Raw genomic sequence first — 19165 nt, forward strand, 5'->3', positions numbered from 1 at the left:
ATTTTGCACCGCCTTGCGGCAAATTTCAATCAAACATGATAAGCAGTACTTATCGGGTATAATAGGAGCTTAAAGCTGTCGAAAGCGTAGTATGCAAAATGCTATATTTTAGCGCCTAACGTGAATAAGAGCCATCTATGTCACGAAAATATAAAATCTTGTTGCAAAGTTCTGTGTGCGAAGAACTGGGCTCTATCGCAAAATCCTCTGGAATTTGATTGCAGTTCGAGATTTTCCGACCTCGGCTAGCAAACTCCTTAAACTGCTTGAACGGACAGATGACGCCCCCGTCCATTTTTTGCGGCAGAACTTTACCTGCTCGCAGCGGAAGCAGCGGAAAATTTTATAATGAATCTTAGTGTACCGGTATGTGACGGGCGCCGTTCGAGCAGCCCGTGCGGTTCATGATTGCTCTGCGCCGATCCACTGGCACTTGCTGGTTAGAAAGGGGGTGGAATCCTTTCCCGGCGTGAAAATTGCCGCCAAGAATAAAACAATATCGAGGACGATTTGAGAAAATGCGGAATTCCAAAATCACCAGCAGCTTCATTTTGGAGAGTATGGCAGGATAAGTTGGTTGTGTTACAAATGAGATAACCAAGAGTAGATTTTTCGTTGAGTGAGTCTTGAGCGAGGGCAGGTCCAAGGAAACCATTGTTTTCTCCGTGCGTTTGCCAGTGGATGAGCTAGATTGATTAGAGGCCGCAGTACATGAGCTTGGGGCTAAGAGCCGCAAACAATTAGGACTATTTCGGGTTGCTGCTTGCCAACACTTGAAGCCACAATCCTGAAGATAAAACGACCAAGTTCAACAATAGGGGCTGGATCAAACCCACCTTGGTCCATCCATTCCGCCAGGGGCGGCAATTATTTGAGCAAGCTATCTCATCAATCCGAGCCAACAGTTTGCGGTACAACCGTCGACAATCAGCTCATGGCTTCTTTCAAATGCGTGATTTTTTGAAGAACGTAGTTTTGTTGGATGCTGAGCGATGCGTCAGCTTGAATAGGGCCTGCAAAGACTTTCTGGACGGTCGGCTTTCACGATACTAGCATTGTAGACGGCATACAATTTTAAGAGTTCAAGGCGACAGGTTTGGTGGATGGCAAAAAAGATTGAGCTTGGCAGACCAATCTTCATAACTGGTGTACAGCGATCAGGAACAACATTGCTCCGAACCGTAATCTGCGCTCACCCGGAAATCTGGATAAGCTACGAGTGCGCCTTCTATCGGGTTCTTGGAGAGAAATATCTAGATGGAATCCCGCGAGGCAGACAGGATGAGTTCGTAAACGATATTTTCGCAGTCAAACGGTTTGATTACTGGCGTATTCCTCGCGAGAACGTACGAAAAATTTTGGCTGACTGTGATGAGGACCCAATTCCGTTCTTGTGGGTTATCGGTCGTCTCGCAGAAGAGAACCTAGAAGTGCACAAGCCGCAGGCGTGTCACTTTGGGTTCAAGAATCCGCATGGAATATACCACGTAGACTACATCTGGAGACTCTTCCCTGAGGCCCGTGTGATCAATATTATTCGAGACCCAAGGGGCATTCTATCATCGGAAAAAAATCGCAAAACCGAACCAGGAGAGGAAATGTCAGCCTCCGCAATCTGGACAGTTCGGACACGTTTCAAGAAAATGCATGAGGCGCACACTGCACACGTTGACGACCCGCGTTATTTGGCACTTAGCTACAGCGACCTGATCCAAAATTTTGAGGAAACGGTACGAAAAACCCTCGATTTCCTCGAAGTGCCTTTCGATGCGAAAATCTTTGACTATGACGCTAATGCTCGCGAGACAAGTCTTGTACCTGATGGGGATATGCATCTTCATGCTCTGACGCTGCGAAAGCCCGATCCAACGCGGCTTCATGCCTACCGTAAGACACTTACGGCTCGTGAACAGGCGGCTCTTGAAACACTTCTGATTAGGCGCATGGATAGTCTTTTGGGTGTCGGGCCGGAGTACTCCTGGCTTCAGCGTACGGTGGCCACTTCCGTATTTGCACAAAGGTTGTTGCGCGAAAAGGCTTGGCCTATCTGGAGCCGCTATAAGAGACGGATGTCGGCATCGGGCACCTGATCGTAAGATGAATTTGGCGCAAAATTTTTAAGTTCAAAAATGTGACGTAATCACTACAATAGGGAACCGATTTTAAAGTACTATTCCTCTACCTATTGTTTTGATTGGCAGTTTAGTGAGGATTGGTAACGTTGCAGTAGGGGCATCTAATATGAAGTTCGTGCACTTATTTTCTTTTCTAATGGTTCTGCTGGTCAGCGCGGGTGCCGCGCATGCGCAAAGCGATTATCGCATCAGGCCAGGCGATGTGCTTCAAATCGAAGTTTTGGAAGACCCGAGCCTCAACCGCGCAGTGTCGGTCCTGCCGAATGGGCAGATCAGCTTTCCTTTTGCGGGTACGCTTCTCGCAGGCGGTCGGACTATTGGCCAGTTGCAAGCGTCCCTACGCAATGCGCTGAGTTCAAATTTCGCGGCCCCGCCTACGATTTTTGTAGGTGTCCAGCCGTTTCAGGATCTAACCGCTCTGGGACAACCGCAGCTTGGGCCGACTATTGACGTCTACTTTGTTGGGGAGGTGAACAGCCCTGGATTGGTCCAGGTCAGCCCAGGTACAACGCTGTTGCAGGCAGTTGCGGTCGGCGGCGGTGTTTCCCGCTTTGCCGCCATAAAACGTATTCAGCTACGACGCACTGGTGCTGACGGCGTACAACGTGTAACATTTCTGAACTATAAGGCTCTCGCGAATGGAGCCGTGACAACAGATATCGAGCTAAAGGACGGAGATGTTATTCTGGTCCCAACAAGGCGCTTGTTCGAATAGCGAAGCAGCGTACAGGCAAAAATCCATTTTAGTGCGGCGGGGGCCTTTGGCCTGTGCAGTCTTGGTTTGCGTCACTCCGGGTGTGCACGCTCAGGATGCCACTCCGGGCATACTAGCGACCTTAGATGTCACGCAGCGGCTGGAGTGGAGTGACAATCCGGATCTGGATGTCGATGGAGATTCGGATTTCTACGGGCGTACGATTCTGGGGTTTGGGTTGGAAAGCGTAACCAGCATCCAGAATTTTGCGCTGAACCTCGGAACCGACATCGAAGAGTTCCGTGACACTAATGACAAGAATTTTGATTTCGACAACTCTTTCGCGAGGCTCGACTACAGCCGAGCGACCCGCAATGCCTCTGTGGGTGGAAATCTGCGCTATCGCCAATCGGATGTTGATGGGGACTTTACTTTTACCGACCAGGATTTTGATCAGGATAGCAATATCATCACCCAAACGGAAGGTACGCGGAAAGTCTTTGGATATGCCCTGCGCGGTGCTGTTGGAGAGGAAGCCCCGCTGGGGGCCAGTTTCGATTGGGACTACAACGAGATCAATTTCGAAGATACCGATGATTTTGACAACACGCTGGATCAGTTTTCCGGGCAAGTAGATTTTCGCATCGATCCCCGTGTCACGCTGAGCCTGACAGGACGGTACCTTGATTTTGATACTGAGGATCCGGATGGCACGGACCGTAAAGAAAAAGACATAGGCCTTGCTAGCGAGTTTGCGGTGACGCCGATTTTAACCTTGGATGCAAGGTTGAGTTACACGGACATCGAGCGCAGAGGCGGAACCAACCAGGACGATGACGGCATCAGCGGCGAGATTGGTGTTACGCGTGAAATGCCCAACGGGACCCTCGGATTGCGCTATGCGTCGGAGGTTTTTGCCAATACTGACGGTCGGCGGTCCTTTCTGGCTGTCAGCCGGAATATGGATCTGCCTCTCGGGGCGCTGGATGTATCGGTTGGTGTAACGGGTGCCGACGCGGTGGGTTCGGACCCGCTGATTGAGGCTAATTACCGGTATGATCTGCCCGCTGCTCAGCTGACCTTTGGACTTAGTCAGCGGGTGGTCGTCGATGATCAGGATAATGAAGATATCAATACTTCTCTGCGCGCGGCCTATGATCAGGAAATCAACCCTGTTTCCAGTTTTGGCGTCAGTCTCAGCTTTTTCGACCGCAACGCGCTGGACGACGATGAAGACGACGCGCAGCGGATCGAGATCGGGCTGAACTATCGTCATGACCTGACCGAGGACTGGGGGGTGGTCAGCGGGATTTCTTATACCGCGCTGGACGAAGAGGACGGTGATGACCGCGACCGCACTACGATTTTTGTCGGGCTTCAAAGATCCTTCAGCTTATTGCGTTGATCTCGTAATTCTTGCGTTATGAGGCTGTGGGGGATCATGATGGCATATGATGTCTTCTGCCTTGCAGCTTCCCGACAAAAAAATGTGTCTGATCGACCTGAGACCGCGGGGCGTCGGCCCCGAGCTATGAAGGGCCGCAGGCAACTATATCAGTTTCAGCAGATACTGACCGTAGTCGTTCTTCTCGTAGCGTTCGGCCTGCGCCACGAGATCGTCCCGGCTGATCCAGCCTTGATCGAAAGCGATTTCTTCGGGGCATCCAATCTGTTGCCCCTGGCGCACCTCAATGGTGCGGACAAAATTCCCGGCATCTAGCAGGCTGCCATGCGTTCCGGTGTCCAACCAGGCATAGCCGCGGCCCATACGCTGTACGTTTAGGCAGTCCTCAGCGAGATACATCTCGAGCAAAGAGGTGATCTCCAGTTCCCCCCGCGCCGACGGCCGGACATTGCGGGCCTTGGAGGGTGCTGTGCCATCGACAAAGTAGAGCCCTGTAACGGCAAAATTGGACGGCGGGACTGGTGGCTTTTCGATGATGCCACGGACTGTGCCGCTTTCGTCGAAATCGACGACCCCGTAGCGTTCTGGATCTGTCACTTGGTACCCGAAAACGGTCGCGCCTTCGGTCTCCGCATCGGCGGCGGCCATGAGCTCGGGCAGGCCGTGGCCGAAGAAAATGTTGTCGCCCAGGATCAGGGCCGAAGGGTGCCCCGCTAGAAAGGCTTCGGCCAAAATGAATGCCTGTGCGAGACCATCAGGGCTGGGTTGCGTGATCCAGGTGATCGAGAGGCCGAACTGTGCGCCATCGCCTAGCATGCGTTGGAACTGTACCTGATCTTCCGGCGTAGTGATGATCGCGATCTCGCGGATCTGCGCGAGCATGAGCACCGACAACGGGTAGTAGATCATCGGTTTGTCATAGACCGGCATCAACTGTTTGGAGACGCCTAGCGTGATTGGGTAAAGCCGCGTACCAGAACCGCCTGCTAGAATAATGCCTTTGCGTGTCATGCTCGTGTCTATCATATGAGTGCCTTTACAATCTCGCGGGTCGCAACCCGCCAGTCAGGACGTGTAATGCCGAATTGCGACGAGAGTGAGGAGCAGTCCAACCGTGAGTTCAGCGGACGTGGGGCGGGGGTCGGATAGGCGCTGGTGGGTATGTCTTCGACAGTAACAGTCCGTCCCGCCGTGGTGAAAATTTCGCGGGCAAAACCGGCCCATGACGTATCGGCTGTGCCTGAAAAATGGTAAATCCCGCCTTTTTCAGGCTCTGATATGAGCGTTTTGGCGATTGTCATGCAGGCCGCTGCAATGGCGGCGGCCGGAGTCGGTCCGCCAATCTGATCCGCCACGATGGTCAGGCGATCATGCGTCTCCGAAAGCCGAAGCATTGTTTTCAGGAAGTTGTTTCCATGGGCTGAAAACACCCAGGAGGTGCGCAGGACGGTATATATGCCTCCAGCTGTGGTCACTCCGCGCTCGCCTGCCAGCTTGCTGGCGCCGTAGACCCCCAATGGCCCGGTGATGTCATCAGGCCGCCATGGCGTGTCGCCAAAGCCGTCAAAGACGTAGTCAGTCGAGATATGGATAAAGGGGATGTCTTTGGCTGCGGCTGCGGCAGCCATCGCCGTTGGGGCCATGGCATTGACGATCATGGCAGTGTCGCGTTCCTGTTCGGCGCGATCGACGGCTGTATAGGCCGCAGCATTGATTACCACGTCCGCATTACTTGCGGTGATCACCGCCCCGCAAGCCTCCGGATCGGTCAGGTCGGCCCGCCCACGATCAAGGCGTGTTACACCATCAAAACGGCCAAGTTCGGTGGCAACCTGTCCTGTTTTGCCGAAAACCAGAACCCTCATGCCTTCACGCCAAGCCGAGCGCCGACGCCGTCGCGATTTTGCAGCGCGCGCCACCAACCCTCATTTTCGAGATACCATTGCACGGTCAAATCAAGCCCCTCCTCGAGTGTGACGGAGGGGCGCCAGCCTAGCTCATCGCGTATACGCGTGGGGTCGATCGCGTAGCGTAGATCATGGCCGGGACGATCAGTGACAAAGGCGATTTGGCTTGCATAGGGCCTGTTTTTGGGGCGGCTCCTGTCGAGGATAGTGCAGATCATCCGTACAAGATCGATATTCTTCACTTCATTTTCACCGCCGATGTTATAGCTGCGCCCGACCTCTCCCCGGGTCAGGACCGTCAGCAGAGCGTCGGCGTGGTCTTCGACATAAAGCCAGTCGCGCACGTTCTCACCCGCGCCATAGACCGGGATCGGTTTGTCGGCCAGCGCATTCAGGATCACGACGGGAATAAGCTTTTCCGGGAAATGATAGGGGCCGTAGTTGTTGGAACAATTCGACAGGACAACCGGCAGTCCGTAGGTTTCGCCCCAGGCGCGCACCAAGTGATCCGAGGCAGCTTTGGAAGCGGAGTAGGGTGAACGTGGATCGTAAGGGGTTGTCTCGGTGAACTGGCCCGTCTCGCCTAAAGAGCCGAATACCTCATCAGTGGAGATATGGTGAAAGCGGAACGCCTCCGGCTTGTCTTTCGCTGTCCAGTAGCTGCGCGCCGCTTCCAGAAGCTGATAGGTGCCGGTGATATTGGTTTCAATGAAGGTGCCGGGTCCGTCGATGGAGCGGTCCACATGGCTCTCGGCTGCCAGATGCATCACCGCATCAGGCTGGTGGGTGGCAAATATCCTGTCGAGAGTCGCGCGGTCGCGGATATCGGCCTGCTCAAAGACATAATGCGGGCTGTCGGCAACACTCGCCACATTCTCAAGGCAGGCCGCATATGTGAGCGCGTCGAGGTTAATGACCTCATAGTTTCGCGCTATCGCGAGCCGCACCACCGCCGAGCCAATGAAGCCCGCACCGCCCGTCACCAGAAGCTTCATGATGAGCCCTCCCATACAAAGGGGCTATCAAACTCTGAAAACGCCTGTGCGCCTGAATCCTTCTCGGACAAAAGAGGGTCTAATCCGCCCAGTTTCCAGTTTATATCCATGCTATCAAAGCGGATTGCGCCCTCACATTCAGGGGCATAGTAATCAGAGCATTTGTAGATGATCTCTGTGTTGGGCAGTAAGGTAGCGAAGCCATGCAGGAATCCAGCCGGTATTAGTAACTGCCGACCGTTCTCGAAGCTCAACTCATAGCCCACCCATTCCCCATAGGTGGGTGAGCCGCGGCGCACATCCACGGCGACATCAAAGAGTGCACCGCGCCCGCAGCGTACCAGCTTGCCCTGCGCATGGGGCGGTGCCTGAAAATGCAGCCCACGAACTGTCCCTGCCTGTGCTGACATGGAATGGTTGTCCTGCACCCAGTCAATATCGAGGCCCGCATCCGCCATCACTTGTTTGTTCCAGCTCTCGCTGAAAAAACCGCGTGTATCTTCGAACCGCTTTGGGGTGATCAGCAGAACGCCGTCCAGCTTCGTCTGTTCTACCCGCACCGTTCACCTCCAAATCCACCTAATATTTCAATACACTGGGTGCGTGGTGATGCAAGTCCCTCAGAGAATATTGCAGGAATGCCAGCTCCATGCTTTCGAGCTTCAAAAGGACTTGAGGGGCACAGTTGTCGGGTTCAACGTTTTCGGTCTCACCTCTGAGTTAGGGTTTTCTGGCAGGTCACAGAGGTTTGAGATGCCTGTGAGTCCCTTGAGCCTGCCTCCCCGCGCTTGCATATAGCATCTTGTGGTTGTGGTGCTCGCATTTCTCAATCGATGTTGCCACATGCACCTCAACAAAGTCAGCAAAGGCTATGACGTCTTCGCGCATCACACGACGGTTGTAGGCATTGGGCGCAAGGGATGCTATCTGTGCCCCGTCAGCCAGAAAAGATTAGATATGTCGCCCTTCACTTTGTGAGTGATCATTCACACAGAAACCTGGAAATCAATGGGCCTAGATTCTAAATAGATTCGTTTGAAGGAATGGGTTTGATCGCTTGGCAGGAAAACAATTTAAAGCTGTCTTTCTATCCCCAACTCATCTATAATTGGTAGCGCAATTCAACAATGGGTGCATCTTACCTAGCTTTTTGCGTTCGTGGTTGGTTTTGTGGACTTTTGGCAGTTAAAATTTGCGTGAAAGCCGTGACGTAGACTAATTCTGTTGGTAAAAATTATTAGGTACGTGTCAGAGTGGGGTAAGAGTATGAAAAGTTTTGAAGAATTTGAAGAAAATGAAATTGAAAACACAGAGCGCAGAGAAGTCCTTGCAGCGCTCGTGAAGTATTCTGCGGCTGTCGGAGGCGCCTCAACGGTCGTGCTCTCTGCGTCCGAAGCCGTTGCTAAATCGGCGGCGAGCGGAACTGCGCATCAGCCACGCATAAAGAATAAGGATAGAATAAGGCTCCGCAGGAAAATAAGAAAGTTGAGGAAGAACCGAACCTATTGGAGTCACCGAGCTTAATCTCACACCAATAATAATCCGGATAACGTAAGATTTTTTGCGATCCTGCTAAAGGTAATTTTTTAAGGCTTAAGCAGGAGAACTCGAGTGGGGTAGGTCGTTGGATGAAATCGACGCTATTCAGCTTGCGTCAAGAAAACTGCAAGCTGTGCCGGTCGGGCAATCATTTGTGCTCCACTCTGCAGCGAGCGGCTGCATTGTTATAACCAACGCACTAGGTATTGGAGTGTTGGAGCAGATCAAGTCAGGGGTCAGTGCATCCGATATTGTGGATCAATTGACGGACTTGGACGACATTAGCTCTACTAACAAACGGACGTATAGCAAAGTCGTTTTGGATATTATCGACACTTGGCGAATTGCCGGACTCTTTGAAACCAAACCCGCGCCATTTCCCAGCCCTGCGAAAGAAAAACCGGATGTTGTCACGAGAGGCATCAGCTTCAGCGCTCCTGGAGGACGCTTCGTTGTCGAGCTGGACAGCGAAATCTTATCGGATGAGTTGAAGCAGATTTTAGCCTGTTGCCATCCAAAGCAGTCCAACGCCCCCGCATCAGAAGTGTTTCGATGCGTCGCTGACGCACAGGACGGTTTCGCCTTGAGTCTCAATGGTACTCCAATCTGGAGCAGAACCGACCGAGATGAAGCACGGTTCCTGCTACTGAAAGAGGCGGCACAGGTTCTCTGCAATCCCGCCGAAGTGGGTGCGGTATTGCATGGTGCGGCCGTCTTAGGCCCGAATGAGCGTGCTATGCTTTTCATTGCGGAAAGCGGATCGGGAAAATCAACACTCAGCCAAGGGCTCGTCGCCCAAGGGTTTGGGTTTCTGGCTGATGATCACATTCCTCTTTCAGTTGACGGACAATCAGTATTTTCTTTTCCAACTGCAGCTGCAGCCAAATCTGGAGCAATTTGTTTACCAGAAATTGACCAATTAGTAGCGCTACATGGGGAACCTGGGAGTGCACGAGAAAACGTTACTTATTTGTCGCTGCCCGCTGGAGCATCTTTGGGGGCCAAAGCAGACATCGGCGCGGTCATAGTGCCGGAATACTCCGAGAACGGGACATTTGAACTTCAATCAATGTCACCGGAAGAAGCCTTTTCAGCTTGCATAGTATCAGGTGCTCGCCCCTGTCGCCGCGACCCTCAGATCCGGCCACTTGCATCGCTTTGCAACTTGGTTCCGTTCTATAAATTGCGCTATTCTTCGTCCGAGCAGTCCATTCCGGCTTGCATGGATCTCATGATGAAATGACCAGCGCTGAAATACACCTGTCGAACGGGCACAAAGCAATTCTGCTTCTCGCAAAAGCCTATGTTTCGGACTCAGTGCCTGCCGGGTTGCCAGCGCTACTGCGCTCAGTACAACCCGAGAAGCTTGCGAGAATTGCTCAGAGCAATCATGTACATGCATTGGTCGGAAAAGTGCTTATCGAAGCGGCTGAATTGCGTGAGGCTGTACCAAGAGATTTATATTTATATTTTAAAACGATGTACGAGGCTAACCAGCTAAGATTGGCGCAGGCACGATGGCAGCTTGAACAGATCGACACCGCGTTTGAACGGGCGAATATTCCGTGCGTCGTAATGAAGGGCGGTGGAGATTTGTTGGACCCTTTACATCGAGATTCTGCCATTCGCTTCATAGGAGACCTGGATCTACTTGTTCCCCGTGAACTTACGGATGCTGCAAAAGCGGCCCTGTCCGAAATCGGTGCGACTATGGTGCCTTTCGTGCCGTCTCGATCAAGTGATAGCATTAACCAGCGTGGTTTTGCTCGCCTCCAGCATCACTTACCTAAGATTCTCCATTCCGACTGGGATCTGCCGGTGGAACTCCATTTTGCAGTTGGCCGAAACCCGATGGACCAAATTCTACCCGCAGAAAAAGTGTTATCCCGAGCCAATGCGACAACATGCGGCCGCCTTATGATTATGTCACCACAAGATCGCGCCTGCCACTTGATCGCACATGCCAATCACCATTCTGGCGAACTTGATTTGCGGTCATGGGTGGATTGGACAGAAATGCGCAGCAGATGTGATCTAACAACAATTCCAACACGCTTACAAAAGTATGGTTTGTCCGAAATGCTAAACGTGTTTGAGGATATGTCTGAATATTTAAAATCTCCGGATATTGGAGCACTATCAAGCCTAGAAAAGCCATCTACCATTTCTGCACTCAGCAGATTCGGCGATACGCGCAGTCGCAAAGTACAGTATGTTCAACGCCTTCTTGTTGCTAAGGTGAAAGCTCTTTCGAGATCACCTGAGTATCGCTGGTATGTATTGTCTCACCTGTTCAACCGATCATGGTGGCGTGACATGTGCAAGAATCACTGGGCAAAAATAAGAAACCAGCGGTGATTTCGCATATCTGCATTCGAATGTAATACCCGGTAGCGAGATGAGATTGCTGTTTAACTGAAAGCAACAGACAGGCCGTTTTCTTGAATTTGCCGCGTGGTGTGAACAGCAAAACTGTGCCTACGCAAGCATTCCGGTCATTACTCGGCAACGTAACGCCTTCTGTTAAGGTCAGTGGGCTTTTTCAACTACAATGTTCATTTTCCAGCGCAGCCCGACCAAGATTACTTTGGTTGTACCGTCCACAAATCCGCACTTGACTCTCGGCGGACAAACGCCGCGGGATTATTATGATCATCAGAAGAGGGCAAAACCTTGAAAAGTGGAGGGAAAACAACTCAACTTTTTCAATTCTGATGTGAGACCATTTCTCTAAATTTAGAGTTGCTCTCAACTAACTCTTCGTATGTTCCTTTTCCTATAATTGTTCCATTATCTAATATAATAATGTGATCACAATTTTTTATTGTGCTAAGTCTGTGTGCGATCATAATTATTGTGCGTTCACGGCTCATTTGAGAAATTTCAGAAATGAGTTCACGTTCAGTAGTATTGTCCAAGGCACTTGTTGCTTCGTCGAAGACAATGACCTGAGGATCATTGTAGAGTGCTCTCGCTATTCCTAGGCGCTGCCGTTGCCCACCTGACAGTCGAACGCCCCGTTCACCAATATTGGTTTGGAAACCGTCCGGAAGCTCATTGGTGACAAAATCGTAAAGCCTTGCGGCTCTAGCAGCGCGCTCCAGTTTCTCGGGTGATATCTGAGTTTTCTGAACGCCCATTGCTATGTTTTCGGCGACACTGGCATCTGATAAAAATATATCTTGTGGTACATATCCAATACTGGCCTGCCAATTACGAACATTGCTAGCATCTAGTCTGATCTCGTCGATGAAAATGCTACCATTTTTGACTTCTAGTAACCCAAGCAAGACGTCCACTAAAGTTGTTTTGCCTGCCCCAGTTGTTCCAGCAACACCTAAGCTTTCTCCTTTGCGTATTTCTAAGTCGATCTTTTGGAGACCAGTCGCTGCTGTTTCCGGGTATGCATAACAGACCGAATCCAACATAATTGAGTTTTCCAAAGGTATTGGTTCAATCTTCGTCCTTGGCAGATTTGCCAAACCTACCGTATCATTTAGATCTTCGATTACTCTATCGATTGATGGAATGCTGACCCTAAGCGTTAAAACTGATCGATACGTAGTCTGAAAGATGGGAAGAAGTCGATACCCTGCAAGTGCATAGAGCACAAGCAATGGGAGACTCTCTTCAATTGAACCATCACTTTGTCTGAACAATACCAAAGTCAACACTACAATACCACCAAATGCGATGACCTCTAAACCAAATTTGGGAACTTGGCTTAACGTGTTACTAATAGCCCTTGCTTGTGCAAGGTCTTTGGCAGACTTCGAAAATAACGCCAATGAGAAATTCTCTAAACTGGACAACTTAACCTGTTTTATTCCGGTGAAAGTTTCGTTCACCCGTCGATATCTATTTTGATTTGCTGCAAGGATAGTTTCGCCTTTGTGCTTGATAAATCCTCTTAGAGAAACATAAAGTATAAAATAGCTTGCACCGATGGCGAGGACGGACGTGATTGTAATCAGCGGGTTGGCCCAAAGCAGAAGTGAAGCAATTAATATAAAGGTAATAGCAGAATTGAAAAGTTCCAAAATTGGTCGATATATACCGGTGGCTATGGTATGCGCTTCTGTGAGGATTAAATTAGCCATTCTGGAAGTGTTGCGAGTAAGAAAATAAGAGTAAGATTGTCTGAGATATGATTCCATTATCCTACGAGCCAAGCTAAAACCTCGCATTTGGACCCATCTATTTGTAGCGTAAACAGTAGTCACTTTTAAAAGCGAACTTGTTACAAGAACAAATATTACAACTATTCCAAGTGCGAAAAGGAATTGGTTCACCGATGTAAAGCTAAACGCTTGATATATTTTTGATGCATATTTATTAGACTCAACTAATTCAGGTTGACCTAATATGGACAAAAATGGAAGTATCGAAGCTACTCCAACAGTTTCTGCAACTCCTTTTAGGACGGTTAATCCTAATAATAAAATTCCTGTTTGTTTCTCTCTGCGGCTCATCAATTTGAGAGATTTTCGAGCTACATTCATGAGGCCACACGCATAATTAAAAATTCCTTTAGGGTGATGTGTATATCATCAGGTTTTTCGGACTTGGCGGGCTGTTTTCTAACGGAGGCTATGGTTTGGATTCAGATTGAATTTAAACAGCCACGACATGGTGCTGCAAGCTGATAACACCTTGTCCCAGCGGACAGTTCGAGCTCACGCCGATAGTGTAGAGATGTTTGACCTCAGCGCCTATGGGGCCAATTAGGTCGATTTGATATGATAGAGTTTTTGGCTCATCGTAACCACCGAGGAGTGGACGATGAGAAGGACAACCAAGAGCCTTGGCGAGAAGGTCCTCAGGGACATCATACGAGCGACCCGTAAACAGTATTTTCAGAAGAGAAGATACGGATCGTATTGGACAGTCTGCGTGGCGAAGACAGCATTGCAGAACTGTATCGCCGTGAAGCAATGGATCTCAAGGAGGTTGTTGCGGAGCAGACGCTTGAGCTGCGTCTTCTCAAAAAAGCATGTTGGGCGGTGGGGGCGACCAAGAATGAGGTATGCCGCATCCGAGAATCTGGAAATCATCCGTTTGATCGAAGACAGCCATCTGTCGGCGCGTCAAACGCTGGCCAAGCTGGGTATCCCCCACACCATGTTCTATCGCTGGTATGACCGATACCTACAACGCGGCGAAGCTGGCCTTGAGGATCAACCTCCCAAGCCAAGTATGTCTGGAACTGCGTTCCTGACGAGGTTAAGCGCAAGATCGCCCGCCTGGCTTCGAACGAAACAGAGCTGTCACCACGCGAGTTGGCAGTGACCTTCACGGACCAACAGCGCTACTTTGTGTCGGAACCCACAGTGTATAGCACCCTCAAAGCCCTTGATCTGATCACCAGCCCAGCCTTCATCGCGCTGAAGGTCCCGAATGTGTTCAAACACAAGGCAACGGCAATCAACCAGTTGTGGCAGACCGACTTCACCTATCTCAAGGTTCTGGGCAGGGCCTGGTTCTATCTCAGCACGATCCTGGGCGATTACAGCCGCTACATCATCTCATGGAAACTCTGCACCAACATGCGGGCGCAAGACGTGACCGATACGCTGGCTCTGGCCTTACAGGCATCCGGCTGCGACCAGGTTCACGTCCTTCACAAGCCAAGACTGCTCAGCGACAATGGCTCAAGTTATGTTTCCGGTGATCTGGCAGAGTGGTTGCAGGACAAAGGCATGAAGCACTCACGCGGAGCGCCATATCATCCTCAGACACAGGGTAAGATTGAACGGTGGCGCCAAACCCGGAAGAACCGCATCCTGCTGGAAAACTACTTCCTTCCAAGCGATCTCGAAGCCTTCGTCGATCACTACAATCTCCAGCGCTACCACGAAAGCTTGAACAACGTCACACCGTCCGACGTCTACTTCGGGCGTGACAAAGCCATTCCGGAACAACGAGAAAGGATCAAACGAAAGCCTATCGAAACGCGACGCTTGCTTAACCGTAAATCTACCGCATAATCGCACAAAGCAAATGAGCCAGATCGCCACCTAGATCAAACCCCCTTCTATCCCAAAACCTCTGACGACTCGTACTTCAGGCACATGTTACCAAGAGAAGGGTTGCGCGATCAGATGGTGGGAATTGGCTAAACCGACCGAGTTATTGCGATGCGTTTCGGGTCTGTTACCACGCAGCTAATTCTTTATATTCGTTTTCTAATTAACAACTCAGCGATCACAAACATACGGAGCATTTAATGCATATGGTTTCAGTTCTTGGCGGCGCCGGATTTATTGGGACCGCTCTTTGTAGGCAGCTAGAGCAACAAAAAATCCCATTTGAGATTATTGACCTGAAACCCAGCCAAACATTCCCTGACCAAAGCAAAATCGGCGATGTTCGGGACATAGATGCACTTAAAAGCGTAATAACGGGCGACATAATTATTAATCTTGCAGCAGTCCATCGAGACGACGTGAGTGATCGGGCTGCATACTACGAGACGAATGTGCATGGCACTAAGACCGTATGTGATGTAGCCGCCGATAAAGGTATAGATCATATCATTTTCACCAGCAGCGTCGCCGTTTATGGCTTTGCTCCGGTTGGTACTGGCGAGGATGGAAAAATTGATCCATTCAATGACTATGGAAAGTCCAAAGCAGAAGGCGAAGACATGTTGCGCCAGTGGCGTAACGAAGCATCTGACAGTCGAAATCTGACGATTGTCAGGCCAACCGTTGTGTTTGGCGAGGGCAACCGCGGAAACGTGTTCAATCTCTTGAACCAAGTCGCTTCAGGCCGGTTCATAATGATCGGCAGCGGCAAAAATCGTAAATCAATGGCGTATGTTGAGAATGTTGCTGACTTTCTCCTCCATGCGGCGAGGAACCCATCGCCGTATACAGTCGTAAACTACGTTGATGACCCGGATTTGGACATGAATACGTTAGTTTCCCAGATCAGAAAGAAGCTCTCCGGCAAGTCCGGTGTCGGGTTCCGAATGCCCTATGGAGTGGGCCTGCTCGCCGGGTATATGGCGGATGGCGTGGCAAAAATGAGTGGTCGCAGTCTTCCGATCAGTTCGGTTCGTGTTCGTAAATTTTGTGCCAACACAAGCTTTAAGTCGGCAAAGTCCAAGTTCCATGATTTCAGTGCCCGCTTTAGTATTGAAGAAGGGCTTGAACGCACCTTGGAAGCAGAATTCATATCACCTGATCCCAACCGCGAAGTTTTCTTTACAGAATAGCCTTCCAGGAAGAAGTCGAGAGATGTCCAAGACAATCGCAATGGGTTACAACACCTGCCACTACGTATGGCTTTTTCGTAGAAATCTTCTTCAGGCTTTGATGCAAGACGGTCACGATGTGGTCATTATGGCTCCGAAAGACGCCTATACTGAACAACTCGTGGAAATGGGTGTCACGCATTTTGATGTTCCAATGAAAATGAACAAGAACCCGGTTTCGGATTATTTTCTGTATCGTCGGTTCCTGAAGGCTTTTCGTTCTGTGCGGCCGGATGTTTATCTGGGTTATACGATCAAGCCAAATGTCTACGGGTCAATGGCAGCCCATAAAATGGATGTGCCTACGGTAAACAATATTGCAGGCCTCGGTACTGTTTTTGTCTCCGAGAATATCGTGGCACAGATTGCCAAGACGCTCTATCGGATTGCTCTCGGCCGCGCCGCCATGGTGTTTTTCCAGAATCCCGATGATCGCAGATTGTTCACCACAAGTGGCATCGTCAAACATGAACGCCACGATCTTCTGCCTGGCTCTGGGGTTGATCTGACGAAATTCTCGTTTTCGCCGCTGCCCGTTCCACCCGAGCGGGACACGCTGCGGTTTTTGTTAATTGGGCGGATGCTCTGGGACAAGGGAGTTGGCGAATTTGTGGAAGCCGCGAGACAAATTTGCAAATCACGACCGGATGTCCAGTTCTGCTTGCTCGGGGGTATAGACAACGACAACCCAAGCGCCATCTCGCAAGAGCAAATTGACGCTTGGGTCGCTGACGGTCATGTGAGCTACCTTGGGTATTCCGATGATGTCCCAGCCGAAATCCTAAAAGCTGATTGCGTTGTTCTGCCATCTGCCTATCCGGAAGGTACACCGCGCACGCTTCTTGAGGCTTCAGCCATAGGGCGCCCGATCATAACAACAGATGCCCCAGGGTGCCGCAGTACCGTCGATGATGGGATCAACGGGTATCTTTGCGCACTGCGGGATTCGTCTGATCTTTTGGAGCAAATTGAAAAGATTACAGCGCTGTCCCCAAAGGAACGAAGCGATATGGGTCGTGCCGGCCGCGCAAAGATGGAACGAGAATTTGATGAGACTATCGTGATCGAGAAGTATCTCGAAATGATCCGGGCTCTCTGATCTTGCGGGATTGATGCGCCCAAGTCCCGAACTTGCGATAGATGCGGCGGGCTCCTGAAAGGAAGCCACTATGATTAGCTAAACAGATGCCGCTCATGCAGCACCTAACATTAACAACCTCGTCACCGTGCCCCATAAAAGGTGAGGGTTACACGAACCGTATCAAAAAGCACTTTGAGATCGAGCCACCAGTTCATGTTCTGCACATAGAACGTGTCCAGTTTTGTTTTAATGCGTACAGCCTCTTCCGAGTCTGTATACCCCTGCTTAACTTGCGCATACCCCGTGATGCCTGGCCGCACGGTTTCTCGCAGGTGATAGCTTGGCATTTCCTTGTGATAGACTTGGGCAAATTCGAACACTTCGGGACGTGGACCAATCAGACTCATCTGACCCATGATAACGTTCAAAATCTGCGGCACCTCGTCCAGACGCGTCCTGCGCATCCATTGACCAAATGGCGTTATCCGCCACTCCTCAAGCTTATCGAAGGGACCACGCTTGGTACTTTTTTCTTCCGGCAGCATCGTGCGAAATTTGATCATCGAGAACTTGCGCTGATCTTTTCCCATGCGCTCTTGACGAAAGAACAAAGGCCCCGGATTCCAGAAGATGTTCACGAGGTAGATAGCCACACAAAGCACCAAGAAAACGGGCAATGCCCCACAACTCACAACAATGTCAAAAATACGTTTGGACACCATGTAAACAGGTTTGTTCTTGCTCGCCGTTTTTCCAGATATCTTTGATTCAAAAGCCCAGCTTTTGCTAACAACTGAATGGTCAAACATATCACTCATACACACACACCTTCTAACCAAATTATTTGAATACATCGGTCTTCGTACAGGCTCAGCTAAAACTCAGCCTTGCCGGTCACAGCCCCATGGCTAAACGTATTTACTCAACATTTCTGCCACCCTGAGGTTTGAAAGAAACCTTCACTCGAGAACCTTCTAATCGCACTGCTCACCAACCATATAAAATTAACGTAACGTTAAAATCACAATCAACATAATTTTGACACGATTTCTCCAAAAGGCCACTTTGCCAACTGCAAACACACCGATCTGGCCAAAATTCGCCCATTGTTGAATCGCGCCACTATCATAAGTAGAGCCTGGAAATAAAAAACAATCTTAAGCGGTGGCTTTGTCAAGCACCTAAACTCATTCCTTCAAGCGATTCTGCTTAGAGCTTGGAGTGTTGTGTAAATGAAAATTCGAAGAAACACCGAACCCTAAACCTTGAGGTGTGGAATCGCCTTCTAGAAAAAGGGGCGCATATGCTTGTTGGCGGTGGCGTGCCTACGGCTATGAGCACTAAACAGAACCGAGAGCATCCATTGCACCGTGAAGAACACAAATATCGTGGCCGTACCTATCAAGGCCCCCAACAGAAGACCTGACACTAGGCCGAATGACCAAGCAAACCAAAAGAAAAGGGTAAACGCCCAGCCTACTACGACACCGAATAGAAACACTGCCATTTTATAGGTTGCCCTTTTTGACGAACATTGCCTGTGTCGGGTTAGTATGGTTGTTCCTTGCCAAGTTTTCGACTCTCAAACTATATCAATGGTCGTGAGTGGCGGGTTCTCGCTTGCCTCTAGTTGAGTTCACCGAAACCGCTCATATGTTTCCCGAATGGGTCATTTCAGGAAAACACAAAAAACCTTCATTGGCCCTATGTTGCACTCAAATTAAGACAACAATTTGGCAGCCAGGCAAATTTCGTCTGCTCCGAAAGGGACGCCAATCTGCTTTAAAGGTGCTCGGGCATCCCACTGCACCTATGTCCGAATAGTTCGCTTAAAATTTAGCAAAACTCTAAAGAAGACCCAGGCCAATCCCACACCGATCAAGTTTCCGGCAAGATCCAGAGCGGAAAACGTCCGCCCCGGCAGAGCCATTTGCGCAACCTCGAATACTGTCGCCAGTACGACCATCACAATAGCCACGCGGGAAGCCGATTCCGCCCAGCCCACATAACTGACAGAACCCAGAAAGAAGAATATTACTAGGTGCGCAAGGGAACTTGACGCTGGCGTAGGAGCCACGAGCAGTGTTTCTCCCCCCAGACATATCCATGCCAGCACCAGAAACATCACAATAGCTATGACACGGACAACCC

Annotated in this window: 14 protein-coding genes and 2 pseudogenes; 9 read left to right on the top strand and 7 right to left on the bottom strand. The window is 50.2% G+C overall.

Going from position 1 to position 19165, the window contains the following annotated elements; translation table 11 throughout:
• Window positions 1-1103 precede the first annotated feature (1103 nt).
• The 3 genes from GOX63_RS23305 to GOX63_RS23315 all read left to right on the top strand — a co-directional run bounded on the left by GOX63_RS23305 (window position 1104) and on the right by GOX63_RS23315 (window position 4234).
• Window positions 1104-2090: a sulfotransferase family protein gene (locus GOX63_RS23305; protein ID WP_170329135.1), complete on the top strand. Its 987-nt coding sequence runs from the start codon at window positions 1104-1106 to the stop codon at window positions 2088-2090.
• Between the two features lie 151 nt (window positions 2091-2241).
• Window positions 2242-2850, top strand: coding sequence for a polysaccharide biosynthesis/export family protein (locus GOX63_RS23310; protein WP_170329133.1), 609 nt, complete (start codon window positions 2242-2244; stop codon window positions 2848-2850).
• A complete protein-coding gene (locus tag GOX63_RS23315) occupies window positions 2813-4234 on the top strand; it encodes a hypothetical protein (protein WP_170329131.1) in 1422 nt (473 codons plus the stop codon). The genes GOX63_RS23310 and GOX63_RS23315 overlap by 38 nt, the downstream gene beginning before the upstream one ends.
• Before the next feature lie 144 nt (window positions 4235-4378).
• Here GOX63_RS23315 and rfbA read toward each other — a convergent pair whose 3' ends face one another.
• From rfbA to GOX63_RS23340, 5 genes and pseudogenes are all read right to left on the bottom strand, one after another.
• A complete protein-coding gene (gene rfbA / locus GOX63_RS23320) occupies window positions 4379-5245 on the bottom strand; it encodes a glucose-1-phosphate thymidylyltransferase RfbA (protein ID WP_170329130.1) in 867 nt (288 codons plus the stop codon).
• An 11-nt stretch (window positions 5246-5256) separates the two neighbouring features.
• Entirely contained in the window at window positions 5257-6099 is an 843-nt protein-coding gene (rfbD, locus tag GOX63_RS23325; protein ID WP_170547328.1) for a dTDP-4-dehydrorhamnose reductase, read from the bottom strand.
• Complete coding sequence (gene rfbB, locus GOX63_RS23330; protein WP_170547331.1) at window positions 6096-7136, bottom strand: dTDP-glucose 4,6-dehydratase; 1041 nt, start codon at window positions 7134-7136, stop codon at window positions 6096-6098. Before rfbB ends, rfbD begins: the two co-directional genes overlap by 4 nt.
• Window positions 7133-7696 (bottom strand): dTDP-4-dehydrorhamnose 3,5-epimerase, encoded by a 564-nt coding sequence (rfbC, locus tag GOX63_RS23335; protein WP_170547333.1) that lies wholly within the window; start codon window positions 7694-7696, stop codon window positions 7133-7135. Before rfbC ends, rfbB begins: the two co-directional genes overlap by 4 nt.
• Window positions 7697-7715: 19 nt before the next feature.
• Window positions 7716-8060: pseudogene (locus GOX63_RS23340) on the bottom strand (adenylyl-sulfate kinase); the annotation flags it as partial.
• Window positions 8061-8402: 342 nt separating this feature from the next.
• On the opposite strand from GOX63_RS23340, the gene GOX63_RS23345 reads away from it, so the two are divergent.
• The 3 genes from GOX63_RS23345 to GOX63_RS23355 all read left to right on the top strand — a co-directional run bounded on the left by GOX63_RS23345 (window position 8403) and on the right by GOX63_RS23355 (window position 11033).
• Window positions 8403-8660 (top strand): hypothetical protein, encoded by a 258-nt coding sequence (locus tag GOX63_RS23345; RefSeq protein ID WP_170329123.1) that lies wholly within the window; start codon window positions 8403-8405, stop codon window positions 8658-8660.
• Window positions 8661-8760: 100 nt separating this feature from the next.
• Entirely contained in the window at window positions 8761-9918 is a 1158-nt protein-coding gene (locus GOX63_RS23350; protein ID WP_170329121.1) for a hypothetical protein, read from the top strand.
• Window positions 9915-11033, top strand: a complete 1119-nt coding sequence (locus tag GOX63_RS23355; protein WP_170329120.1) for a nucleotidyltransferase family protein — start codon at window positions 9915-9917, stop codon at window positions 11031-11033. Before GOX63_RS23350 ends, GOX63_RS23355 begins: the two co-directional genes overlap by 4 nt.
• A gap of 347 nt (window positions 11034-11380) precedes the next feature.
• Here GOX63_RS23355 and GOX63_RS23360 read toward each other — a convergent pair whose 3' ends face one another.
• A complete protein-coding gene (locus GOX63_RS23360; RefSeq protein ID WP_170329118.1) occupies window positions 11381-13177 on the bottom strand; it encodes an ABC transporter ATP-binding protein in 1797 nt (598 codons plus the stop codon).
• 280 nt (window positions 13178-13457) lie between these two features.
• On the opposite strand from GOX63_RS23360, the pseudogene GOX63_RS23365 reads away from it, so the two are divergent.
• The 3 genes and pseudogenes from GOX63_RS23365 (at window position 13458) to GOX63_RS23375 (ending at window position 17032) form a co-directional block, all read left to right on the top strand.
• Window positions 13458-14662, top strand: a pseudogene (locus GOX63_RS23365) (DDE-type integrase/transposase/recombinase).
• 239 nt (window positions 14663-14901) lie between these two features.
• A complete protein-coding gene (locus tag GOX63_RS23370) occupies window positions 14902-15894 on the top strand; it encodes an NAD-dependent epimerase/dehydratase family protein (protein ID WP_217356285.1) in 993 nt (330 codons plus the stop codon).
• A gap of 22 nt (window positions 15895-15916) precedes the next feature.
• Window positions 15917-17032: a glycosyltransferase family 4 protein gene (locus GOX63_RS23375; protein ID WP_170329116.1), complete on the top strand. Its 1116-nt coding sequence runs from the start codon at window positions 15917-15919 to the stop codon at window positions 17030-17032.
• Window positions 17033-17154: 122 nt separating this feature from the next.
• On the opposite strand, the gene GOX63_RS23380 is transcribed toward GOX63_RS23375, so the two are convergent.
• Window positions 17155-17832, bottom strand: coding sequence for a sugar transferase (locus GOX63_RS23380; RefSeq protein ID WP_170329114.1), 678 nt, complete (start codon window positions 17830-17832; stop codon window positions 17155-17157).
• Window positions 17833-19165 lie beyond the last annotated feature (1333 nt).

This window comes from Ruegeria arenilitoris (assembly GCF_013031355.1).
In the GTDB taxonomy this organism is placed as follows: Bacteria; Pseudomonadota; Alphaproteobacteria; order Rhodobacterales; family Rhodobacteraceae; genus Ruegeria; species Ruegeria arenilitoris_C.